Below are 22029 nucleotides of genomic sequence, written 5' to 3' on the forward strand. Positions count from 1 at the left end.
CGCTAGGCCTTGCTCGTCGGCACGAACAGCGGGTCCGCGGCATCGGCCATCTCGAGGTCCGCGGTCGCCTGGATGAGGGCGAGCAGGTCGGGATCGAGACCCGGGGAGAACTCCTCGTAGCGCTCCCGGGCGATGGTCGACGGGACGCCAGGAGGTGCCTGCTCGGTCCCGTCGAGCTCGGTGCCGTCGCCGGAGGGAGACATGCCCTGGAAGATGCGCCCGGCCTCCGAGGCACCTTCGAGGTCGAACGTGTACTGCTTGGACTGCAGCCCCAGGTCGACGAGCTTCTTGACCTCGGGGAACTTCTCCGCGTTCGTCCTGGGGATCGGCAGGACCTTGCCCCAGTCCACGCCCAGGGTCTCCAGGGCCTTGGCGTACGCGTTCTCGTGCGCCTGGTCGCGCACGATCAGGTAGGAGATCGTCGAGCGCGCCGTCTTGTTGTCCGTCATCTCGTAGATCCGACACTTCTGCAGGCGCCCGGTGGACTCGAGCATCAGGTTGTACAGCAGGTCGAGCACCAGGTTCCCCGAGTTGTAGACGTAGCTCCCGCTCCACGGGTTGCCCGCGGCGTCCACGGGCAGAGCGCCTTGCGACGCGACCAGGTAGTGGTGGATGTTGCCCACCCCCAGCGCCAGGTCGAGCGGCGTCTTGCCGCCCGCGCCAGGGGTGTCGAGAGGGTCGGTCTTCTTCCCGTTGTAGCGGGGCGAACCGTCGAGCAGGCGGGCGATGGTCGTGCCGATCAGCTCGACGTGGCTGATCTCCTCGGTCCCGATCCCCTGGAGCAGGTCCCGGTACGGCTTTCCCGCGGGGCCACGGAAGTTGATGCTCTGGAAGAGGTACTGCATCATCGTGCGCATCTCCCCGAACTGCCCTCCCAACCCTTCCTGGAGCGCGTTCGCCGCCGCAGGGTCCGGCTCGTCGGCCACGATGTCGTTGATCAGTCGCTGCACGTGCAGATACATCTCGTGCCTCCTCGGTGAAACCGATGTGGTCCTCCACCGTGCGCCCCTCCCGGACCCCTGGCATCTGGGGACCGCGGTCGATCATCGGTCGCCGCGGGTCGGCGCGCCCGTCCGACGGCGGGCGAGCAGCGTGACCAGGTAGAGCACGACGCCCACCAGGACGAGCGCCCCCGCCCGGAGCCACGTCTGCCCGGCCTGCTGGGTCAGGAGCAGGACGCAGCTGGCGGTCCCGAGGACCGGCACGATGGTCGCGACGCGGAAGTGGCCCTCCTCGACGGTGTCCTTGCGCAGGACCAGCACCGCGACGTTGGTGCTGATGAAGACCACGAGGAGCAGGAGCACCACGGTCTCCGCGAGCGCACCCAGGTCCCCCGTGAAGACGAGGCCCATGGCCACGGCGGTCGTCGCGATGATCGCGACCCACGGGGTCCGGCGACCGGGGAGCACCCGGGCCAGCCCCGCGGGCAGCAGACCCTGCCGCGCCATGCCGTAGGTGAGGCGGCTCGCCATGATCATCGTGAGCAGGGCACCGTTCGCGACCGCGACGAGTGCCACCACGGCGAAGACGCGTTCCGGCACGACGTCGGCGACCTTGACGACCTCGAGCAGCGGCCCGGTCGAGCCCGCGAGCTGCTCGGGGGGTGCCACGGCGACGGCGGCCACGCCGACGGCGACGTAGACGACGCCCGCGGTGATCAGTGCGCCGAAGAGCGCACGGGGGTAGACCCGCCGGACGTCCTTGACCTCCTCGGCCAGGTTGGCCGAGGTCTCGAAGCCGACGAACGAGTAGTACGCGATGAGCGAGGCCGAGAGGACCGCGAGCGCCGGGGTCGTGCCCTCGGCGAACTCGAGCGCCCTGCCCGGCGACGCGTCGCCCCGCGTGAGGACGACGGCCGCGAGCACCACGATCAGCACCAGCCCGGAGAGCTCGATCGCGGTCATGGCCACGTTCGCGCGCAAGGACTCCTGGATGCCGCGTGCGTTGAGCGCCGCGACGAGGAGCAGGAAGACGAGCGCGACCGGCACGACCGGGAGGTCCACGAACGAGCCGAAGTAGTCGCCGGCGAAGGCGAGGGACAGACCCGCCGCGCTCGTGACACCGGCGGCGAGCATGCAGAACCCCACGAGGAACGACACGATCGGCACCTTGAAGGCGCGTTCGGCGAACACCGCCGCGCCGCCGGCGGCCGGGTACTTCGTGACCAGCTCGGCGTACGAACCCGCGGTCAGCAGGGACAGTCCGAGGGCGACGAGCAGCGGCAGCCAGACGGCGCCACCCACCTTCCCGGCCATCTCGCCGACCAGGGCGTAGACCCCCGCACCGAGCACGTCGCCCAGGATGAAGACGTAGAGCAGGCGCCCCCCGACCGAGCGGTTCAGGGGCGTGGACGGGGACGTGGTGGTCGTGGCAGACATCTGGGCAGGCTCGCACGGGTGTGCGCGACTCGCGACCGGCGGGAGGCTCCATCGCCGAGCGGGTCGTGGGCGGGGTGGCTACGTTGGCTTGATGACCACCGACAAGGCCCTGCGGCGCACCCCGACGGCCACGGTCGTCGGGGATCTCGTGCGAGTCCTCGCGGCGGCCGCCGTTCCTGTGGGCACCGTGCTCTACGGACCGGTCGCGACGGCGCTCCTCGCGCTCGTCCTGCTCGGCACCGTGATCCCGCGGGCGATCGGCCTCCGGGGCGTCGTCGATCCCGCGGTCGGGCTCGTCCTGAGCGTCGCCGCGTGGATCGCGCTGCTCGACCTCTACGCGCGGGTGCCGTGGCTCGACCTCGCGATGCACCTGGCGGCGACCGCGGCGTTGACCGTCCTCGCCACCGCCCTCCTGGTCTTCCTCGGGGCGCTGCGGGTACCCGGTCCGCTCGTCGCTCCCGTGGTCCGGGGCGACCCGCTCCCCTCGACCGACCTCCGCCGACCCCGGCTCGGCTCGGTCGTCGCGGCCACGGGCCTGGGGGTGCTGCTCGCGCTGCTCTGGGAGGTCGGTGAGTGGGCGGGGTCCACCTACGTGGACCCCGCCATCCAGGTGGGCTATCGCGACACCCTGGGCGACCTCGTCGCCGGTGGGGTCGGCGCCTTCGTGGCCGGCCTGTTCCTGGTGCGGAGCCCGTGAGCGGGTACGCCACGCGTGGTGCGGTGCGCCTGACCGTCGTCATCCCCGTCAAGGACGACGCCCGGCACCTCGAACGCTGCCTCGAGGCGGTCGCCCGGCAGACGCACCGGCCGGACGAGGTGATCGTCGTCGACAACGCGTCCCGTGACGACAGCGCCGAGGTGGCACGCCGTTCCGGCGCACGCGTCGTCCACGAACCGTCCCCGGGCATCCCGGCTGCCGCCTCGACGGGATACGACGCCGTGGCCGATGGCGTCGTCGTGCGCTGCGACGCCGACACGCTCCCGCCCCCGGACTGGCTCGAACGGATCCATGCCGCCTTCGTGCGCGAGCCCGACATGACCGCCCTCACCGGCCCAGGCCGCTTCTACGACCTGCCCGGAGCGCGAGCCCGGATCACGCGGGTCTTCTACATGCGCGGGTACTTCTGGGGCATGCGCGCCGCGCTCGCGAACGTGCCCCTGTGGGGATCCAACATGGCGTTCCGAGCCAGCGCGTGGCAGGAGGTCCGGGACCGGGTCCACCGCGACGACCCGCACGTCCACGACGACGCCGACCTGAGCTTCCAGCTCGGGAGCGGCGCTCGCGTGCGCTACGACGGCCGGCTGGTCGTCGAGGTCTCGGGCCGCACGTTCGAGTCCGCGGACTCCCTGGGTCGCCGGTTCCGGTGGGCCTGGCACACTCTCGCCGTGAACTGGGCGGTCAGCCCGCCGTGGGAGCGCTGGGCGGCGCGGATCACCGAGCGACGGCGCGGCGGGCGCGACCGCTCCTCCCGCACGGCGCCCTGAGCCCGACGGCTACCTGCCGCCGTCGGGCGCCCGGTGGCGGAACACCCTGGCATGGAGGACCTCGAGCAGGTCGGAGAGCGTCCGGACCTGCCCGTCCGCCTGGGCGACCAGGCCGTCGAGGTCCGCGACCTGCTCAGGCGTGAGGCCCAGGTCCCGGCCCTGGGCCAGGAGCGTCTGCCACCCGCTCGCCTTGCCCGTGACGGCGCCTCGCAGCAGCTCGACCTCGAGGAGGGCGCTCAGCGGAGACGTGGTGCGGACATGCCCGTTCAGCTTGAGGCGTCCGACCCTCTCGGCCAGCGACGCACCGACCACCTTGTAGCGCCGCACGGCGATGTCGAGGTGGCGCAGGCACCCGAGGAGCCACTCGCGCTCCTGCTCGAGCTGGGGGACGAGCGGCGCGACCGCCGTCCCCACGACCGTGCCGTCGTACACCTTCGCCATGCGCCGGACCCGCTGCACCCCCACGGTCGCTCCGGCCACGTGGTCGTTGAGGTAGATCGCGAGCAGGCGGACGTCGATCGGTGTCGTCATCGCGAGGACCCGTTCTCCGCAGCGGGCGCCGTCCGGATCGTGGGGTCCAGGACGACCTTGATGCAGCCGTCCTCCTTCTTCTGGAAGAGGTCGTAGCCGCGGGGTGCGTCCTCGAGCGACAGCCGATGGGTCCGCAGGTCGAGGACCCCCAGGGGGTCGGCGGGGTCGGCCACGAGGGGCAGGAGGTCGTCGACCCAGCGGCGGACGTTCGCCTGCCCCATGCGCAGCGTGACCTGCTTGTCGAAGAGGTCCATCATCGGCAACGGGTCCTTGGCGCCGCCGTACACACCGGCGACCGATACGGTGCCCCCGCGGCGGACGAGCGAGATCGCGGTGAGGAGCGCGGCCAGGCGGTCGACACCGACCTTCTCGTTGATCGCGCCGGCGACGGTGTCCGGCAGGACGCCCGCCGCCTTCTGGAACAAGGAGGCCCCCGGAGACCCGTGGGCCTCCATCCCGACGGCGTCGATCACCCCGTCGGCACCGCGCCCCTGGGTCAGGTCACGGACCGCGCCCGCGACGTCGTCGACCGCCGAGACGTCGAGGGTCTCCACGCCGTGCCGCTCGGCCATGGCGAGCCTCTCGGGAACGAGGTCGAGGCCGATCACCCGGCCCGCACCGCGGTGGCGCGCGACCCGCGCGGCCATCTGACCGATCGGACCGAGCCCGACGACGACCACGGTGCCGCCCGTCGGGACGGACGCGTACTCGACGGCCTGCCACGCGGTGGGCAGCACGTCCGACAGGTAGAGGTACCGCTCGTCGGGGCCGTCGTCGGGCACCACGACCGGACCGTAGTGGGCCTGGGGCACGCGCAGGTACTCGGCCTGACCACCCGGCACCTGACCGTACAACCGGGTGTAGCCGAAGAGAGCCGCACCCTTGTCCTGGGACCGCACCTGCGTCGTCTCGCACTGCGACTGCAGTCCGTGGGTGCACATCCAGCACGTCCCGCAGGCGATCCCGAACGGAACCACCACACGGTCCCCGACCTTGAGGCGCGTGGCGTTCGCGCCGACCTCCTCGACGACCCCCATGGTCTCGTGGCCCAGCACGTCACCCGCGTCGAGGTACATCCCCAGGACGGAGTACAGGTGCAGGTCGGAGCCGCAGATCGCGGTCGACGTGACCCGGATCACGGCGTCGGTCGCCTCCTGGATCGTCGGGTCCGGGACGTCCTCGACCGTGACCTTCTCCCGGCCCTGCCACGTCAGTGCTCGCATGATGCTTCGTCCTCTCGTCGTCCTACGGTCGGTCGGTCGGTCAGCTCTTTCGGCCCTGCTGGGTGTCGCTCTCTTCCGTGTCCTTCGTGCGGGCGGCCTCGGCGGCCCTGCGGATCTCGCCGCCCCTCTCGACGTCCTCCTGGAGCTTCTGCCTGCGCTTGTCGCTCGCGCGCGTGTCACGCGGCGGGAGCTGGAGGGTCTCCTCGGCCGCGATGCCTCCCTGGAGCTCCCTGGCGCGCTCGAGCTCGGCGTCGAGCTCTGCTCCGAAGAGCAGCGCGAGGTTCGTGATCCACAGCCACAGCAGGAAGACGATCACGCCACCGAGTGCTCCGTACGTCGAGTCGTACGAGGCGAACGTCGCGACGTAGAAGCCGAACCCGACGGACGCGAGGACCCAGACGAGGATCGCGACGACCGCTCCGACGCTCAGCCAGCGGAACCGGGGCTGACGGACGTTGGGAGTCGTGTGGTAGAGCACGGCCACGATGAGGATCACCAGCAGGAGCACCACGGGCCACTTGGCGACGTTCCACGTCGTCACGGCGGCGGGACCCAGCCCGACGGCGTCCCCGATCGCACGGGCGACCGGCCCGGAGAGCACGAGGGCGACCACGACGAGCGCCGCCATGAGCACGACCGCGGCGGTCACCAGGAGCATGACGGGCCGCAGCTTCCACACCGGCCGCCCCTCCTCGACCTCGTACATGCGGTTCATCGACCGGCCGAACGCTCCCACGTACCCCGAGGCGGACCAGAGCGCGACGACGACGCCGACGACCAGCGCCAGGCCTGCGCGGTCGCTGCCGCCCACGACCTGCTCGACCAACGGGGTGAGCGTCGCCATCGCGTCGGCCGGGACGACCGACTGCGCGATGTCGAGCACCCGGTCGACGATCTTCTCGCTGTCACCGACGAGCCCGAGCAGCGAGACGACGGCCAGGAGCGCAGGCGCCGAGGCCAGGACGGCGTAGTACGTCAGCGCCGCCGCGAGGTCGAGGCACTGGTCGCGCGAGAACTGACGCACCGTCGTCCGGGCGACGTGCTTCCACGAACGCTTGTGCAGGTCGGTGGGCGAGTCCGGCTTGCGCGGGTCGTCGGGAGCGGGCTCCGGGCGCGGCCGGCGTGTGTCTGGGGCGTTCATGCAGTTCCTCCGCGTGGGCGACGCAACCGTGCCGACCCACGACATGACGGGCGAAGGTGCGGGCCCTCCGGCGCATCGGTCCCCGGGAGACCAGGTCGAGGCGCGGTGCACCTGGCTCCCGGTCGGCCACTTCCTGACCTCCCTCGAACCTAGGCGACCTGGCCCGACTCGCCACCCGGGCGACACGTCGCGGTGGCACGCGGCGTCCTGCTAGGCGTCCCGGCGACGCACCGCGACCAGGGCCGTCGTCCCGAGCACGAGCAGGATCGCGACGAGCATCCCGACCCTGGCGAGGTCCACACCCGTCCCGGGCAGCGCCCCGTCGGGTGCCGCACGGTCACAGCCGGCGGCGAGCGCCACCTCGGTGGGTGTGAGGGCCGTGGTCAGCGCGTGGTGGACGGCCGTCCCTCCGCCCATGCCGCCGCTCGTCGGCGACCAGGTGTTGACGACCTCGACGGGCTCGCAGACGTCCGGCCCCACGGGGAGGTCGAACTCGACCGACTCCGGGACGGCCGTGGCCGGGTCGGTGAGCGTGCTCTCGCCGTCGACGACGACCTGGACCGTGTCCGCACCACCCGCGTCCGTCTCCCCCACGACGCAGGTGGCGCCTTGCGGCAGGTCCTCGTACACCGCGACCCAGTCGTCGGCGGCCGAGAGCGTGCGCGTGGGCCCGCCGGGGACCACGACGTCGACCGGGACGCCGTCGACGTCCTGGGTGCACGCGAGCGAGACGGTGAAGACGTCGCCCTGGTGCTCGGCGGCGTCGGCGCCGGCCAGCGTCTTGACGACGCGGACCTCGCCGACGTCGAACGTGTTCGTCACGGTGACGCTCCCTGCGTCTCCCGCCGGGACGACGACGGCGCCCGCCTCGCCGTCCCCCACGGCGGTGACCGCGGTGGTGGTCGCGCCGCCCGTCGCGGTCTCGGTGACCTCGCACTGCGCGCCGACGGGCAGGCCGACGTACGCGACGGGCTCACCCGGGACGAGCTCGCGCGCGGCGCCGCCGGGGATGTCGACCGCCTGGCCGTCGAAGGTGCACGCGAGCGACACCTCGAACGGTCCGGCGCCGTACAGCGTGGCGCCTTCGCCGTCGACGACCTTGTCGACCACGAGCGACCCGAGGTCGAACGTGTTCGTCGCGACGACGCCCACCGTGGTGGGCGCCCCCTGGGCGTCGACGGGAGGCACGACGACGTCAGCCGACGGGCCGTCGGTCTCGACGGCCCCGCCGCCGACCGTGACCGTCATGCTCGACGCGGACGCGCCGCCGTCCTCGGTCTCAGCCACCGTGCAGGCCGCACCGACAGGCAGGTCGTCGTAGACGACGGGCGTCCCCGGCACGAGGGTGCGCGTGGGCCCGCCCGGGACGGAGAGCGCCTGGCCGTCGACCGTGCAGGTGAGCGTCACGGTGAACGGGCCGGCGCCGTAGAGATCGGCGCCCTCGCCGTCGACGACCTTGTCCACCGTGACGGCACCCACGTCGAACGTGTTGGTCGCCGTGACGGCCACGGCGGTCCCTGCGGCGACGGTCACCGGACTGGGGTCGATCGTGGTCGAGGTCGCGCCGCCGTCGTCGGGCTCCGTCACGTCGCAGACCGCGCCCGCGGGCAGGTTCACGATCTGGGCCTCGAGGGGTGCCCCGGCGCCGAGCACGACGGTGTCGTCGTAGACGACGCGCGGGTCCCCCGGTCCCGAGCCGTCGTCGTCGAACGTGCAGCGCACCGCGAGAGCGAACGGCCCGGCCCCGTAGGTGGGCGCCCCCTGGCCCTCGACGACCTTGAGCAGGTCGAGCCCCCCGACGTCGTAGGTGTTGGTGAGCACGACGTCGTTGGTGCTCTCGCCCTCGTCGGTGTCGGCGACCAGCGTGAGCGTCGTGGACGCCCCGGGCGTGGTCACGGGCGGATCCGTCTGCTGCGTCACCGTGACGGTGACGGACGAGGCGTTGCCCGTCCCGGTCTCCTCGACCGTGCAGACGGCCCCCACAGGAAGCCCGTCGAGCTCGACCGTCTGGTCGTCCTCGATCTCGACGACCATGGGGTCGTCAGGTCCGTAGCCGGTCGCGTAGACCGGTTCGCCGAGGAAGGTGCAGTCGACCGTGACCTCGAACGGGCCGAACGGCAGCGGCTGGCCGTCCTGGTCCTCGGCGTCCGTCACGACGTCCTTGGACACCTCGATGCTCGCGAGGTCGTAGCGGTTGGTCGCCGTGATGGTGGTGACGTCGGGCGACTCACCGATCGTCGCCGTGCCGACGATCAGCTCGGTCTGGCCGTCGGAGCCGTCCTCGGTGATGGTGCAGACGGCACCGTACGGCAGGTTCGGCACCGTGACCGGCGAGTTGCGCGCGACCGTGATCGGGATCGGGTCGAGCACGGTCTCCACGGGCGTGCCGGGTGCCGAGGTGCACTGGACGAACAGGTCGAACGTGGCCGGGGCGTTGACCGCCCCCGCGCCGGCGACCCGCTTGGTCACCTCGAGCGGCCCGGTCGCGGTGGCCACACCGACCTTGGTGCCCTCGGCGGGCAGGAGGTTCAGGTTGCCCTGCGGCGTCACGACGACGGCGGACGCCGCGGCCGAGTTCCACGCGATCGACCGGTCGCCCGCCTCTGGAGGGACGGCCGGCGTCAGCGTCGTGCCCTCGATCGCGACGTACTCTTCCGGCTGGAAGGGATCGGCATCGGGGAAGGTGATGACGAACTTGAGCGCCGTGACCGTCGCGAGCAGCGCCGCGTCCTCGGTGCCGGTCAGCTGGACCCAGCCTGTCGCCGGGTCGTCCGTCGGGCAGGTGGGCTCGGCCAACGGGTCCGTGAGGTCGTCCATGCAGTAGTCCACGGCCGTCGTGTAGAAGAACGACGCGGTGCTGCCTTCCGGTGCGTTGACGAGCGCGGGGGGCGGGTCGTTCGTGAGGATCGGCGACCACTGCGAACCGCGCGGGGACGTCGACGACGAGGACCCGGTGTCCCCCACCGCAGGGAGCCTGTCGTACGCCACGATCTTGTTCATCGGCAGGTTGCCGACGTTGTCGATGCGCACGTGCCACGTCTGCTCGTGCCCCGGCGCGATGACCGGGGTGCACGGATAGGCGTAGAGCCCCGTCGGGAGCGGGGTGCACTCGACCGGCGGCCCGGTGTACGCGGGGTCCACGATGACGGCCAGCGCGTCGTCGTTCGTCGGCCGCACGAGCTTGGACTGCGCGAGGACGCCCGCGGGGATAGGTGTCACGTCGGCGTCCGCCTCGCACGCGCCCGTCTGTGCGTCCAGCCGGGTCTGGCACTGGTCCCACGGCCGGTCGGCCGTCGCGCCCGCGGTGTTCGTCACCAGGGTCTGCGGGGCGAGCCCCACGCGGAAGCGCACCAGGACCGTGATCGTGTACGTCTGGCCGACCCCGAGCACGGTCCCCTCGGGGAACGAGAACCGGAGTCCGAGCAGGTCCCCGGTCTGGGTGACCGTCACCTCGTCGAGGTCGACCGGCAGGGGGTCACCCTCGGCGGGGGCCGGTGGCGGACCGGTCAGCAGGTAGGAGTAGGGGTCGTCCACGTCGGCCAGCCGGAGCTGCGCGCCCTGGGCGTCGGTCGGCATCGGGGCGTCCTCGACCACGAGCTCGCCGATCGCCCGGTTGCCGGTGTTCGTCACGGCGATGCTCATCGGGAACGTCCCGTCGGGAGGCTGGGTGCCGCCGGTCACGTCGCCGGCGAACGTCTTGACCACCTGAACTCCGTTGGTCGCGTGGGCGTAGACGAGCGGGGCCGTCTCGGTGTCGGTCGCCGAGACGGGTGCCAGCTCGCCCGACCCGGGATCGACGACGAGGTCCGCCCCCGTGACGGTGCCGTCCACGGTGTTGGTCGCGACGCCCGGGGCGCTCTCCCCGGGGGCGGGCGCGTTGGCCGCGAGGTCCGTCAGGACCGGCCCGCCCGTGCGCATCTCCTCCCGGCGCTCGACCGAGACCGGGACGGTCTGCGTCGGGTTCGCGGGATTCTCCCAGATCGACCCGTCGGTCCGGCTGAACGTGAACCGCAGGCCCTGCACGTCGGCCGGGGACACGCCGTCGGGCAGCGCGAACGTGGCCACCTCGTCGCCCAGGACCCAGGAGCCGCCGTTCACTACGACGCCACCGGGTCCCGTCACGAACTCGCCCCCGGTGAAGGCGTCGACGCGCACCCGCTGGATGGGCGCGGTGAGCGCGGCGCCCGCGAACGCGGCGAAGTCGTACTGGTTCCAGAACCGGGGGTCGTCGTCGACGAGGACCATCTCGACCGCGCGCGACGGCCCGAGGGGCTGTCCGCTGAGCGTCATCGTCACGGGGCCGGTGCCCGGCTCCACGATCTGCGTCGGGTCGAAGGTCTTGCCGACGTCGAGCGCGATCCCCGCGTCCTGCAGGACCATGCTCGCGTCGTCGTACGCGAACCGGACGTCCTGATCGGTGCCGCCCGGGTCGGCGATCGTCGCGACCGCCCCGTCCGGCACGGGGCTGTACCCGGCGACCGTGACGGGCGTCTGGGTGTAGCGGTCGTTCTCGCGCAGCTGCAGCGTGAGGTCCATGCTGCCGGTCGCGCCGGGAGCCACGAGGCCGTCGAACGACGTCACGACACCCACGACGTCGGCCAGGTCGCCCGTGCCGAGCGCCTCCGCCTCTGCCTCGGTAAAGCTCGCGGTCGAGCCTCCCAGGTAGGTCAGGGTGACGGTCGTCGTCTCCGCGCCCTCCGGGGGCTCCAGGGTGATCGCCCGCAGCGTGAACGCGTCGAACGGCTTGGTCCCGGGCGCCGTTTGCACGTCGCCCGAGGTCGCGATGCCCGGCTCGACCAGCCGGAGCTGGCTCACCTTCGCGGCCGAGGCGTTGGTCCCCGCGATGGTCACGTCGGTCGTCGGGTAGAACTGCGCCGGGGTGTCCGACGGCGGCACCGAGATGGGACCGCCGGTCCAGTCCTTGGCGACGGTCACGTTGAGAGGCTGGTCGATGATGAGCACGTCGGCCGTGTCGGTGTCCGTGTACTGGGTCGTGTCGAACGTCCCCGTGCCGCGCACGGTGTCCAGGACGATCCCTGGGTCCGTCGAGTTGTAGAGCGTGCCCTGGGTCGAGCCCAGCACCGGGGCGCTCGGGTCGGACCGCTTGTCGTCCCGCACCTGGAAGGTCAGGTCGAGGTGACGACCGTCCGCGAGGGTCGAGCGCGCCACGCCGTCGCCGGGCTGCGGAGCGGTCGGGTCCCCGGTCGTGGTGCGGTCGGGCGACTCCTCGTAGGTCAGGCGCACCGACGTCGCCGAGGCCTGCTCCTCGGGAGACAGGGTGTACCCCGGGAAGGACCCCACGCACGGGCACGGGTCGCCGCTCGCGGGAACCCACGTACCCCCGATGAAGAGCTCGACGCCCGTCACCTGGTCGTAGGAGATCAGCGGGTCGGTCGCGGTGTCGATCGCCTCGACCCTCACGAGGTCGAACGCGTCGTAGAACGAGCTCGCGATCGGGGTGCTCTGCGGGTCCGCGATGTCCGAGATCACCATCGGGTCCACGCCCGAGAAACCGTTGGTCGACCAGGTGATCTGTGCAGTGACCTGGTCGTCCGAGCGCGCGAGGACGCTGGGTGGGGTCCCACCGAGGAAGTCCTTGGTGACGAACTCGAGCGCGCCCGGCCCGTCCACGGGGAAGGGGTCGACCGAGGCGCAGCCCTGCGCGGGCGGGGTCGGGTCCACCGTGCCCGACGACGCGCTCGACGCGCCACAGTTCTGGATCGGGGTGTCACGGTCGGCCGGTCCCGTGTACTCGGCCGTGAAGTTCGGCTGGAACTGCGTGCCGGGCGGGAAGCCGTCGCCGGTCGAGTCGTAGACGAACTGGACGCCCCCGGCACCTGCGGGGAGCTCGCAGCTCACGGTCGCCGGGCCGGTGTACGGCCCGCACGCCGGGGCCTGCACCCAGGCGCTGCCGTTCCAGTAGTTGACCGTCAAGGTCGACCCCGCGGGTACGTCGGTCGTCCGCACCGCGGTCGCGGTGAAGCTCGACCAGAACTCGCCGGGGTTCGCCGGGTCGACCGGGTCCTGGACGACGACCTGGTCCGCGTTCGCCGTCGACCCGTCCGGTCCGAACGGCAGGAGCTGGGTGGGGAGCTGCACGATCACGGACTGCCCCGGGACCGCGGGGATCGTCGAGGGCGACATGAGCTTGGTCGTGCTCGTCGCCAACCGGTCGACCAGGGTGACGAGGTCCGCGGGGGCCGTGGCCGGGTCCGCGCTCGGCACCGTGGCCTCGATGGTGTTGGTGTGCGCGACGTCGTCGGTCGTCTGGTCGGGGTCCGTGTCCGCCGTGAAAGGGATCGAGGCGGCGGCACCGGTCGGCAGGTCGCCCGTGAAGACCACCGTGAAGCCGACCACGACGCACCCGCCGGGAGGGTTGGGGAGCGTGTTCGGCGCGGTCGCGGCGACCTCGGGGGCCGAGCCGTCGGCACACGTGAACGTCACGGTCGCGCCGTTCGCTCCTGAGGGCCACTGCACACCCGTGCCGTCCCCCGTCGGCCCGAAACCGGTGAAGGTCAGCGGGTCGTCCCCCTCGAACGGGTTGTCGGTCCCGGGGGCGGGCTCGGTGATCGTCAGGGAGTCGACGGCGGTACCCGTGTTGGTGGCCCCGATCGTGACGGTCGTCGGGTCGCCCGCGGACACGGTCGTCGGCGAGAAGCTCTTGGACGCCGTCACGCTGTTGTCCGGCGGGGTGATGACGTACGTGTCGCTCGCAGTCGTCGGCGTCGACGTCCCGCCCGCGTGCGTGACCGAGGACGACGCGTCGTTGGTGACGGTGGTGGCGTCCGTGAGGTCGTCGACCGCGTCGCTCTGCTGCACCTGCACGGGCACGCTCGCGGTCGCGCCTGGCTGGATGTCGCCGCTGAAGGTGTAGCGCACGCCCTGCACGGTCGCCGGGTCGACCGAGCCGTCGAGCGTCTCCCACGAGTCCCCGTCCCAGTACTGCGTGGTCACGGTGTCGGCGTTCGGGGGGAGCACGACCGTGCCCGTCCCCGTGTACTCGAGGTAGGTGAACGGGTTGGGGGTCGCCGTAGGGTCGACCGGGTCCTGGAGAACCAGGGTGTCGACCGGGTCGTTCGAGGTGTTCGTCGCTCCGATCGTCATGGTCGCGGTGGTCCCGGGGGCCGCGAGCGCCCCTGGCGGGTCGATCGACTTGGTCGTCGTCGAGGCGAGGACGAGCGGGACGACGGGGGTGATCGCGTCCGAGGCCTGCTGCTGCGCCGCGTTGTCCGCCACGACGGTGGCGGTGTTGGTGATCGGCACGCCGTCCGCGCTGTACGGCAGGTCCGGGGACACCCGGGCGGTGACGATGATCTGGGCCTGCGCCCCGTTCGGGACCTCGGGGTTGGTGTAGGTGACCGTGCCCGTGTCGGTGTCGGCGTCGATCTCACCGCCGGCCGGGCCGCTCTGGACCGACGCGGACACGAGCTCGAGGCCGTCGGGCAACGAGTCGGTGAGCACCGCGTCTGTGCACGGGTCGGCGTTGGGGTCCGAGCAGGAGACGGTGATGATCCACTGGACGGTGTCCCCTGGCTCGTACGGTCCCCCGGGCACCTCCTGCTTGCTGATGCCCCAGTCGGCGGCAGCCGCCGGGATCGCGGGGACGAGGGCCAGCGGCAGGGCCAGCAGGGCGGCGCCGGTGGCTGCCCAGGCCCTGCGGGCCCGCCCGGACCGGCGCTGCCTCGACCTGCCGGTCCGGCGGTGCCTCGATCGCTCGTTCCCCATCCCTGTTCCTCCGCTCGTCCGTCAGAGCGGCGCGCGCCCTCGTGCGCCGTCCGATCCCGACCTGCCGGCAGGTCTCTCCGTCGCCCCGGTCGTCGTGCTGCCCGTCCGCGGGTCCTGGTCCGCGAGACCGGCTGGCTCGTGCCGGTCGCCGGGGCGGCGACCGGCACGACCCGTCCGACGGTCAGGGGGTGACGATCGCGAAGTCCTTGTCGCCCGGGTCCAGGACGGCGGCGAGCCGGCCGAGCACGGAGGCGTCGCCGCTGAGCTCGATGCCCGCCTGGGCGAGCGTGTCCGGGGTGACGTGCCCGCTCGCCAGGACCGGCAGAGCGCGCCCGGTCCCGGTGAGCGTGACGTCGGCCGGGCTCTTGTGGACCGCCGTCCCGTAGGTGAGCACCCCGTTGGCGAGGCGCAGACGGTACCGCTCGTCGATGTCGGTGAGCACGACGTCGATCGACAGGTTCTCGTCCCACGCACGGGGCCCGTCGACCTGGATCGCGAGGGCGTCGAAGAGCATCGTGGGCGAGAGCTGCGCGACCATGTCCTGGGACCCGGTGACGGTGGGGGTGCCGAAGGGTCCGTCGCGCAGCTCGGTCACCCCGGAGAGGTAGACGTTGCGCCAGGTGCCGTTCTCCGCCCCGTACCCGAGCTGCTCGTAGGTGTCGGCGAGCAGCTCGCGTGCTCCGCCGTGGTCGGGTTCGGCGAAGACGACGTGGTTCAGGATCTCGGCGACCCACCGGTAGTCGCCCTCGTCGAAGGCCGCCTGCGCAGAGGCGACCACGGCGTCCGCACCACCCCCGAGCGCCACGTAGCGCTTGCCTGCCTCCACCGGGGGGTGCCGCCACAGGCTCGACGGGTTCCCGTCGTACCAGCCCATGTACCGCTGGTAGATGGCCTTGACGTTGTGGCTCACCGAGCCGTAGTAGCCGCGGGTGCTCCATGCCTTCTCGAGCGCCGGGGGCAGCGTGATCACCTCGGCGATCTCGATCCCGGTCAGCCCCTGGTTGAGGAGCCTCAGGGTCTGGTCGTGGAGGTACGCGTAGAGGTCTCGCTGGACGTTCAGGTACTCGAGGATGCGTTCGTTGCCCCAGGTGGGCCAGTGGTGGGACGCGAAGACGACCTCGAGGTCGTCGCCGAAGAGCTCGATCGACTCGGTGAGGTAGTGCGCCCAGGCGTGCGGGTCGCGCACGACGGCGCCGCGCAGCGTCAGCAGGTTGTGCAGGTTGTGCGTCGCGTCCTCGGCCGCGCAGAGCGCGCGGTGGTCAGGGAAGTAGACGAGCATCTCGGACGGTGCCTCGGTATCCGGGGCCATCTGGAAGATCATCCGGACGCCGTCGACCGTCTTCTCCTCGCCGGTCGTGGTGATGTCCACGGTCGGGGCGACGAGGGTGATGGTTCCCGTCGACGTCGTCTGACCGAGCCCCGCCCCGACCTGTCCCTGCGGTCCGCGCGCAAGCGCCGCCCCGTACATGTAGCCCGACCTGCGGCCCATGGCCGTGCCCGCATAGACGTTCTCGGAGACGGCGTGCTCGGTGAACCCCTCGGGAGCGAGGACCGGGACGCGCCCGGCGTCGACGTCCTCCTGGGTCGTGACCCCTTTGACCCCGCCGAAGTGGTCGACGTGCGAGTGGGTGTAGACCACTCCCGTGACGGGACGGTCCCCGCGGTGCTCGCGGTACAGCGCGAGCGCCGCGGCGGCCGTCTCGGTCGAGATGAGGGGGTCCAGCACGATCACGCCGGTCTCGCCCTCGATGAAGGTGACGTTCGAGAGGTCGAAGCCGCGCACCTGGTAGATGCCCTCGACGACCTCGAACAGACCCTGCGTCGCGACGAGCCGGGACTGGCGCCACAGGCTCGGGTTGACCGTGTCCGGGGCCTCGCCCTGGAGGAAGTCGTAGGTGTCGTTGTCCCAGACGACGCGGCCGTCCGCGGCGGTCACCGCGTTCGGTGTGCGTCGGCCGAGGAACCCGCGGGAGACGTCGTCGAAGTCCTGGGTGTCCTGGAAGGGCAGGCTGTCTCGCAAGACCTGCTGCTGCCGGACGATGGCGTGGGAGGCTGGCTTGGCTGCTGACATGTTGGCAGCATTACAGCCACCCGTGGACTGCGCACCCGCAAAGTGTGAGGTGGGTCTCAGCGGTGTCGAACTGGCGCGCGCACGACCACCTTGCCGCCCTCGGCGCACCCTCGTCCCCGCGCCGTCCCCGGTCGACCGCCAGGGCAGCCCGCCCCGACGGCGCGGGGACCGGCTGCGGCACGGCGGGGCACCGCACCTGAGCGGGCTACGGCCCGGGCAGCCCCGGCACCTCGAGGCTCACGTCGGCGTACGGCGCGAGCAGCAGCGTCACGGTCGCCCAGCCGCGCGTGAGCAGCCCCGTGTCGGAGTCCGGCTCGGAGTGCCGCTCCGTCCCCGAGTACTGGAGGGACAGGTTGCGGTCGTCGTTCTCGCGGATGCGCGCCTGGACGAGCCCGAAGCTCGCGAGCGGCGCCTGGCGCAGGCCCCGGAGGTCGGCGGGAGCGCGGTCGGGGACGTTGACGTTCACGACCCGGCGACCGAGCGGCGTGCGGCCCACCCACTCCACGACGTGGTCCGTCACGAGGCGCGCGGTCTCCCAGTGGCGGGGCTCGGCGGCGTCCATGGACACCGCGACCGACGCGATGCCGTGGGTCGTCGCGGACATGGCCGCGCCCACCGTCCCGGAGTGCAGGATCGCGTTGCCCGTGTTCGCACCCTTGTTCACGCCCGACAGGACCAGGTCCGGCTTGGCGCCGAAGCCGCCGTACGCCGCGACGAAGGCGATGAGCGCGGGGGCGGCCCGGACGGCGAGGGACGTCACGCCGTCGGGCAGGCCCGGGGCGCTCCGGGGCTCGACGACCAGGCGGCCGTCCTCCTCGGCCCCCAGCAGGGCCGCGCTCGCGCCCGAGGACTCGCGGGCGGGTGCCGCGACCACGACCTCGTACCCCGCGTCGAGCGCCGCCCCGGCGAGCACCGCCAGGCCCGGGGAGTCGATCCCGTCGTCGTTCGTGATGAGTGCGCGCATCATGGCCTCCTGTCGTCCGGTGCGGTCAGTGGGTCTCGCGTACCGTCACGCGGTGCGCGAAGCGTTCGATCTGGTCGCGGTGCCCCGTGCCCAGCCCGCGCCGGGTCACGTTGAGGGCTCCGGCCGCAGCGCCCAGGCGCACGGCGTCGGGCAGGTCCATCCCCCGCGCGAGCCCGACGGCGATCCCCGCCGTCATCGAGTCGCCCGCCCCACGGTGGTCCACGGTCGTGACGGACGGGCTCTGCACGGTGTAGCTGCGCTCCCGCGTCACCAGGAGCGACGGCGCCTCGGCACGAGAGACGATCACGGCCCGCGGACCCGCGGCCACCATCTCGTCGGCCGCCGTGCGCAGCGACCGCTCGCCGTCGTCGGGCGCGAAGCCTCCCTCGACCATCTCCTCGTGGCTGATCTTCAGGACCGCGCCGGGCTCCTGGGCGACCGCGTGGGCCTCGGCCCCCGACAGGTCCGCCACGACCTGACGCTCTGCCGCGTGCAGGTCCTTGGTCAGCCGGCCGAAGAAGTCCGGCGGGACACCCACAGGGGTGCTCGACCCGGTGAGGATGGTGACCGCCGCGTCGAGCGCCGCGACGAGCACCGTGCCGTACAGGTCGTCGACCTCGTGCCGGTTCAGGGGGAAGGGCTCCATGGCCACGACCTCGGTCCGGTCGCCGCTGCGCCGGTCGTGCACGAACGCCCCGTTGGCGCCGGTCGAGGTCACGCGGAGGTCGAGGTTCTCGGCGCGGGCCAGGTGCGCGGCCACCGTCCCCGTCTCGCCGCCGAAGGGCCCGCACACGATCGCGTGCGCACCGAGCGAGTACGCCATCCGCGCGAGCCACAACCCTTGGCCACCGGGGTGGACGTGGATCTCGGGCGACGTCTCGTGCGGCCCTGCGGGCTCGATCTCGATCGCCAGGAGGGGCGTGAGCGCGAGCACGCACACGGTCGGTTCGCGGGGGTCCGTCGTCATCGACCGAGCCTAGGGCGGGTGGTCGGCGGTCACCTGGCGAGGGGCGCCGCTCGGATGTGCGACTGGTCACACGCCGCAGGACCGAGGGCCGGACGCCTGCGCGTCCGGCCCTCGGTCCTGCCGTCGGCGCTCACCGCGCCGAGGCTCGCGGTCCCCGTCTCAGAGGCGACGCTCGCGACGGAAGAGCACGCGCGCCCACACGTAGCCCGCGACGCCGATCACGACGGACCAGGCCACGGCCTGCACCGCGGTCGAGCCCGCGAGCCCCGCTCCCCCGGCGAGCAGCCCGCGCACGGTGTCGATGATGGGCGTGAAGGGCTGGTGCTCGGCGAACCAGCGCACGGCCGTCGGCATGGTCTCGACGGGCACGAACCCGCTGCCGAGGAAGGGCAGGAGCAGCAGGAGCATGGGCGTGTTGCTCGCGGTCTCGACGCTGCGGGCGTTGAGCCCCATGGCGACGCACAGCCAGTTGAGGCAGATCCCGAGCAGGACGAACAGGCCCAGGAGGGCAAGCCAGTCGAGCGCGTCGGCCTGGGGGCGGTAGCCCATGGCGATTGCGGCTCCGAGCACGAGGACCACGGCGATCAGGGCCTGCACGGCGAACCCGAGGACGTGCCCCGAGAGGATGGACCCGGGCGAGATCGCCATGGTCTTGAACCGGGACATGATGCCGCTCGCGGCGTCCATCGCGGCGCTCACCGCGACTGACGTCGCGCCCCCGACGACGGTGATGACCAGGAGCGTCGGCGTGATGTAGTCCAGGTAGGCAGCCCGGCCGTCGGCGCCGGGCGTGATCCCGGGAGCCACGCCGGCACCGAACGCCCCGCCGAAGACGTAGACGAAGAGCAGCAGCATGACCATCGGGCCGCCGACGATGAAGACCGTCAGGCCCGGGTAGCGCACGGCGCGCAGCAGGCTGCGGCGCAGCATGGTCCCGACGTCGGCGACCGGACGGGGCCGGGCCGTGGTGGTGGGGGCGGTGGTGGCGATGGCAGTCATCGGACGTTCTCCTTGTCCTGTGTCGGACCGGCGGCGGCAGCGGCGTCGCTGCCGGCCTCCTCCTCGGTGGGCGGTTCGGTCAGTGCCAGGAAGACCTCGTCGAGCGAGCCCGCGTCGTGCACGGACTTGAGCTCGGCGGGCGTGCCCTCGGCGACGATGCGGCCGCCGTGGAGGACCGCGACGGAGTCGGCGAGCCGGTCCGCCTCCTCGAGGTACTGCGTGGTGAGCAGGATCGTGGTGCCGCCCTCGACGAGCGCGCGCACCTCGTCCCACAGAGTGCGTCGGCTGCGGGGGTCGAGACCCGTCGTCGGCTCGTCGAGGAAGACGACCGACGGTGTGCCGACGAGCGTCATCGCGAGGTCGAGCTTGCGCTTCATGCCCCCCGAGTAGGTGGCCACGGGCTTGCCCGCGGCCTCGGCGAGACCGAACTGCTCGAGCAGCGCGGTCGCGCGGCGACGTCCGGCGGACTTCCCGAGGTGGTTGAGGTCGGCCATGAGCCGCAGGTTCTCGGTGCCGGTGAGCAGCTCGTCGACGGCCGTGATCTGGCCGGTCACGCCGATCGAGGCACGGACGGCGTCCGGCTCGCGCGCGATGTCGTGGCCCGCGACGCGGACAGTGCCGGCGTCGGCGGCGAGCAGGGTCGACAGGACGCCCACGGTCGTCGTCTTGCCCGAGCCGTTGGGGCCGAGCAGCGCGGTGATCGTCCCGGCCGGGACGACGAGGTCGACGCCGTCGAGCACGAGCTGGGTGCCGGACTTCGAGCGGTAGGACTTGCGCAGGCCGGCGACCTCGATCGCGGGTCCGCGGACTGTGGTGGTCATGAGCTTCTCCTTCGAGGGTGGTGGACGAGCGGGTGGAGCAGTGACGAGCGGGGAGAGCACTTCTGCTGAGGACAGGGAGGAGAGGCGGCCTCAGGCGTGCGGGCGGCGCACGATCACGTCGCCGTAGCTGGTGCCTGCGCGGACCTCGACCGTCAGGTCGGACTCGCCGGGACCGGCGGCGTCCTGCAGGAGGTTGCGAACCTGGCCGTGCTGGGAGGTCGCGTCGAGCCAGGCGGCCGTGCCCTCGGGCACGCCGACCTCGATCGACCCGTACGAGCTCTCGAGCTGGACGCGACCGTTCACGGCCTGCTCGACGCGGATCCCGCCGTGCGCGCACTTGACGACGGTCTCACCGTGCGACCGGTCGATCGAGATGTCCCCGTGCGCGCCGTTGACGCGCAGGCTCCCGGTCGTCCTGCCGATCTCGGTGGTGCCGTTGGGCACCTTGACGGTCGCGTCGCCGTCGAGCTCGCGGACGCGCAGGCCGCCCGCCGAGACGGTGGCCTCGACGGTGCCGGAGACCCGGCCGACGCTGAGCGACCCGGCCGAGACCTTGATGTCGAGGCGGTCGACGTCGTCGAGCCGGGCGTTGCCACCGTTGAGGTTGAGGTCGACGGTCCCGAGCCGGCCCTCCGCGTAGAGGGAGCCGGCCTTGCCGCGCAGGTCCGACCCCGCGGGGAGCTCGATGGTGACCTTCGCGCCACCGGAGGCGAACGGCAGGACGTACTGCTTCCAGGCGTTGGGGTAGACGATCGCGATGGCGTCGCCGTCGCGCTCGACGCGGGTCTCCTCGGCGGCACGGACCGAGCCGGACTTGCTCGGGTCGGCCGGCAGGACGGTCACGACGACGTCGTCCCGTTCGCCGGCGACGACGTACAGGTTGCCGAAGGGGACGTCGATGACGACCGGGACGGGCGTGGGGGCGGCGAAAGTGGGCATGACGGATCCTCCAGAGGGGTGAGCGTGTCCGCCCCGGGAAGGCGGGGCGCGGGGTGTGGCGGTGGTGGGTGGTAGGTCAGCGCACCCAGCCGGTCACGCGACCGGAGGTGCTGGTGGCCCGGGGAGCCGGGCGGGACGGGGCGACGGGAGCGAGCGCGGCGGCGACCGCGCGCACGAGCCACGTGTTGACGGACATGCCCTCACGGGCTGCCGCTTCCTCGACCTGCACCTTGAGCTGGTCGGGCAGGCGGAGCGTCGTGCGGGACGTGCTGACGTCGTCGGGGTCGAGCACCGCCGCCCGGGCGGGCTCGGCCGCCGGGGCGGCGTCCTCCTCGAAGGCCGAGGTCGGTGCGGGAGTCACGATGAACTCGGGGTCACGCCCTCGGAGCCGGACGTCGACCGCCCCCGGCGCGAGCTCGGCCGTGATCTCGGTGGCCGCGGTCGAGAGGGCTTCGAGCAGGACGAGCCGAACGGCGGCGTCGAGCGGGGCCGACAGGCGGCCGGCGAGCTCACGGGCCTCGTCCCCGCCGGCGGCGGCTGCGGTGGCGAGCTGGTGCTGCAGCTCGTCGACGTATCTCGTAAGTTCCATGACGCCACTATGACACCATCAATGGTGTCACCGCAAGAGAAATGGCGTCATCCATCTGAGAAAGTGGTGTCATCAAGACGCCATGCTGGTAAAAGGGCAGGTCAGAAGGCTGATCCCGGTCGACCCGATCTGCGCAGCACAACGCCGCGCCCCAGGCCGCACAGCCCGACGGCGCGGCTCACCGCGAGGGCGAGCG

15 protein-coding genes are annotated in these 22029 nt (G+C 72.3%); 2 read left to right on the top strand and 13 right to left on the bottom strand.

All coding sequences use genetic code 11. The annotated features are described in order from the left end of the window. Positions 1 to 2: 2 nt before the first annotated feature. Both JOD48_RS11945 and JOD48_RS11950 read right to left on the bottom strand, forming a co-directional pair. Complete coding sequence (locus tag JOD48_RS11945; RefSeq protein WP_204809204.1) at positions 3 to 962, bottom strand: manganese catalase family protein; 960 nt, start codon at positions 960 to 962, stop codon at positions 3 to 5. Positions 963 to 1043: 81 nt separating this feature from the next. After that, on the bottom strand, positions 1044 to 2378 hold the full coding sequence (locus JOD48_RS11950; RefSeq protein ID WP_191789060.1) for an APC family permease: 1335 nt from the start codon (positions 2376 to 2378) through the stop codon (positions 1044 to 1046). Between the two features lie 91 nt (positions 2379 to 2469). On the opposite strand from JOD48_RS11950, the gene JOD48_RS11955 reads away from it, so the two are divergent. Both JOD48_RS11955 and JOD48_RS11960 read left to right on the top strand, forming a co-directional pair. Further along, positions 2470 to 3075, top strand: coding sequence for a DUF2238 domain-containing protein (locus JOD48_RS11955; RefSeq protein ID WP_204809206.1), 606 nt, complete (start codon positions 2470 to 2472; stop codon positions 3073 to 3075). Further along, on the top strand, positions 3072 to 3863 hold the full coding sequence (locus JOD48_RS11960; protein WP_307824122.1) for a glycosyltransferase family 2 protein: 792 nt from the start codon (positions 3072 to 3074) through the stop codon (positions 3861 to 3863). Before JOD48_RS11955 ends, JOD48_RS11960 begins: the two co-directional genes overlap by 4 nt. Before the next feature lie 9 nt (positions 3864 to 3872). Here the strand turns inward: JOD48_RS11960 and JOD48_RS11965 are convergent, their stop codons facing one another. The 11 genes from JOD48_RS11965 to JOD48_RS12015 form a co-directional block, all read right to left on the bottom strand. Next, positions 3873 to 4394, bottom strand: a complete 522-nt coding sequence (locus JOD48_RS11965) for a hypothetical protein (protein WP_204809208.1) — start codon at positions 4392 to 4394, stop codon at positions 3873 to 3875. Continuing rightward, a complete protein-coding gene (locus JOD48_RS11970; protein ID WP_204809210.1) occupies positions 4391 to 5617 on the bottom strand; it encodes an alcohol dehydrogenase catalytic domain-containing protein in 1227 nt (408 codons plus the stop codon). Before JOD48_RS11970 ends, JOD48_RS11965 begins: the two co-directional genes overlap by 4 nt. 40 nt (positions 5618 to 5657) lie before the next feature. Beyond that, a complete protein-coding gene (locus JOD48_RS11975; RefSeq protein WP_204809213.1) occupies positions 5658 to 6758 on the bottom strand; it encodes a YihY/virulence factor BrkB family protein in 1101 nt (366 codons plus the stop codon). A gap of 210 nt (positions 6759 to 6968) precedes the next feature. Further along, on the bottom strand, positions 6969 to 14483 hold the full coding sequence (locus JOD48_RS11980; RefSeq protein ID WP_204809215.1) for a DUF5979 domain-containing protein: 7515 nt from the start codon (positions 14481 to 14483) through the stop codon (positions 6969 to 6971). Positions 14484 to 14664: 181 nt separating this feature from the next. Next, positions 14665 to 16554, bottom strand: a complete 1890-nt coding sequence (locus JOD48_RS11985) for an alkyl/aryl-sulfatase (protein ID WP_204809217.1) — start codon at positions 16552 to 16554, stop codon at positions 14665 to 14667. Between the two features lie 205 nt (positions 16555 to 16759). After that, positions 16760 to 17521: a 5'/3'-nucleotidase SurE gene (surE, locus tag JOD48_RS11990; RefSeq protein WP_307824123.1), complete on the bottom strand. Its 762-nt coding sequence runs from the start codon at positions 17519 to 17521 to the stop codon at positions 16760 to 16762. A 22-nt stretch (positions 17522 to 17543) separates the two neighbouring features. Beyond that, complete coding sequence (locus tag JOD48_RS11995; RefSeq protein WP_204809218.1) at positions 17544 to 18485, bottom strand: 1-phosphofructokinase family hexose kinase; 942 nt, start codon at positions 18483 to 18485, stop codon at positions 17544 to 17546. A gap of 159 nt (positions 18486 to 18644) precedes the next feature. Beyond that, positions 18645 to 19484: an ABC transporter permease gene (locus JOD48_RS12000; protein ID WP_191789053.1), complete on the bottom strand. Its 840-nt coding sequence runs from the start codon at positions 19482 to 19484 to the stop codon at positions 18645 to 18647. Next, entirely contained in the window at positions 19481 to 20305 is an 825-nt protein-coding gene (locus JOD48_RS12005) for an ABC transporter ATP-binding protein (protein WP_191789052.1), read from the bottom strand. Before JOD48_RS12005 ends, JOD48_RS12000 begins: the two co-directional genes overlap by 4 nt. A gap of 90 nt (positions 20306 to 20395) precedes the next feature. Further along, positions 20396 to 21244: a DUF4097 family beta strand repeat-containing protein gene (locus tag JOD48_RS12010; RefSeq protein ID WP_204809221.1), complete on the bottom strand. Its 849-nt coding sequence runs from the start codon at positions 21242 to 21244 to the stop codon at positions 20396 to 20398. Between the two features lie 76 nt (positions 21245 to 21320). Further along, complete coding sequence (locus JOD48_RS12015; RefSeq protein ID WP_191789050.1) at positions 21321 to 21833, bottom strand: histidine kinase; 513 nt, start codon at positions 21831 to 21833, stop codon at positions 21321 to 21323. Positions 21834 to 22029 lie beyond the last annotated feature (196 nt).

Source organism: Oerskovia paurometabola (assembly GCF_016907365.1).
GTDB classification, from domain to species: Bacteria; Actinomycetota; Actinomycetes; order Actinomycetales; family Cellulomonadaceae; genus Oerskovia; species Oerskovia paurometabola.

Coding starts and splice junctions, on each gene's coding strand:
- JOD48_RS11945 (WP_204809204.1), bottom strand. CDS start 962: ATGTATCTGCACGTGCAGCGACTGATCAACGACATCGTGGCCGACGAG.
- JOD48_RS11950 (WP_191789060.1), bottom strand. CDS start 2,378: ATGTCTGCCACGACCACCACGTCCCCGTCCACGCCCCTGAACCGCTCG.
- JOD48_RS11955 (WP_204809206.1), top strand. CDS start 2,470: ATGACCACCGACAAGGCCCTGCGGCGCACCCCGACGGCCACGGTCGTC.
- JOD48_RS11965 (WP_204809208.1), bottom strand. CDS start 4,394: ATGACGACACCGATCGACGTCCGCCTGCTCGCGATCTACCTCAACGAC.
- JOD48_RS11970 (WP_204809210.1), bottom strand. CDS start 5,617: ATGCGAGCACTGACGTGGCAGGGCCGGGAGAAGGTCACGGTCGAGGAC.
- JOD48_RS11975 (WP_204809213.1), bottom strand. CDS start 6,758: ATGAACGCCCCAGACACACGCCGGCCGCGCCCGGAGCCCGCTCCCGAC.
- JOD48_RS11980 (WP_204809215.1), bottom strand. CDS start 14,483: ATGGGGAACGAGCGATCGAGGCACCGCCGGACCGGCAGGTCGAGGCAG.
- JOD48_RS11985 (WP_204809217.1), bottom strand. CDS start 16,554: ATGTCAGCAGCCAAGCCAGCCTCCCACGCCATCGTCCGGCAGCAGCAG.
- surE (WP_307824123.1), bottom strand. CDS start 17,521: ATGATGCGCGCACTCATCACGAACGACGACGGGATCGACTCCCCGGGC.
- JOD48_RS11995 (WP_204809218.1), bottom strand. CDS start 18,485: ATGACGACGGACCCCCGCGAACCGACCGTGTGCGTGCTCGCGCTCACG.
- JOD48_RS12000 (WP_191789053.1), bottom strand. CDS start 19,484: ATGACTGCCATCGCCACCACCGCCCCCACCACCACGGCCCGGCCCCGT.
- JOD48_RS12005 (WP_191789052.1), bottom strand. CDS start 20,305: ATGACCACCACAGTCCGCGGACCCGCGATCGAGGTCGCCGGCCTGCGC.
- JOD48_RS12010 (WP_204809221.1), bottom strand. CDS start 21,244: ATGCCCACTTTCGCCGCCCCCACGCCCGTCCCGGTCGTCATCGACGTC.
- JOD48_RS12015 (WP_191789050.1), bottom strand. CDS start 21,833: ATGGAACTTACGAGATACGTCGACGAGCTGCAGCACCAGCTCGCCACC.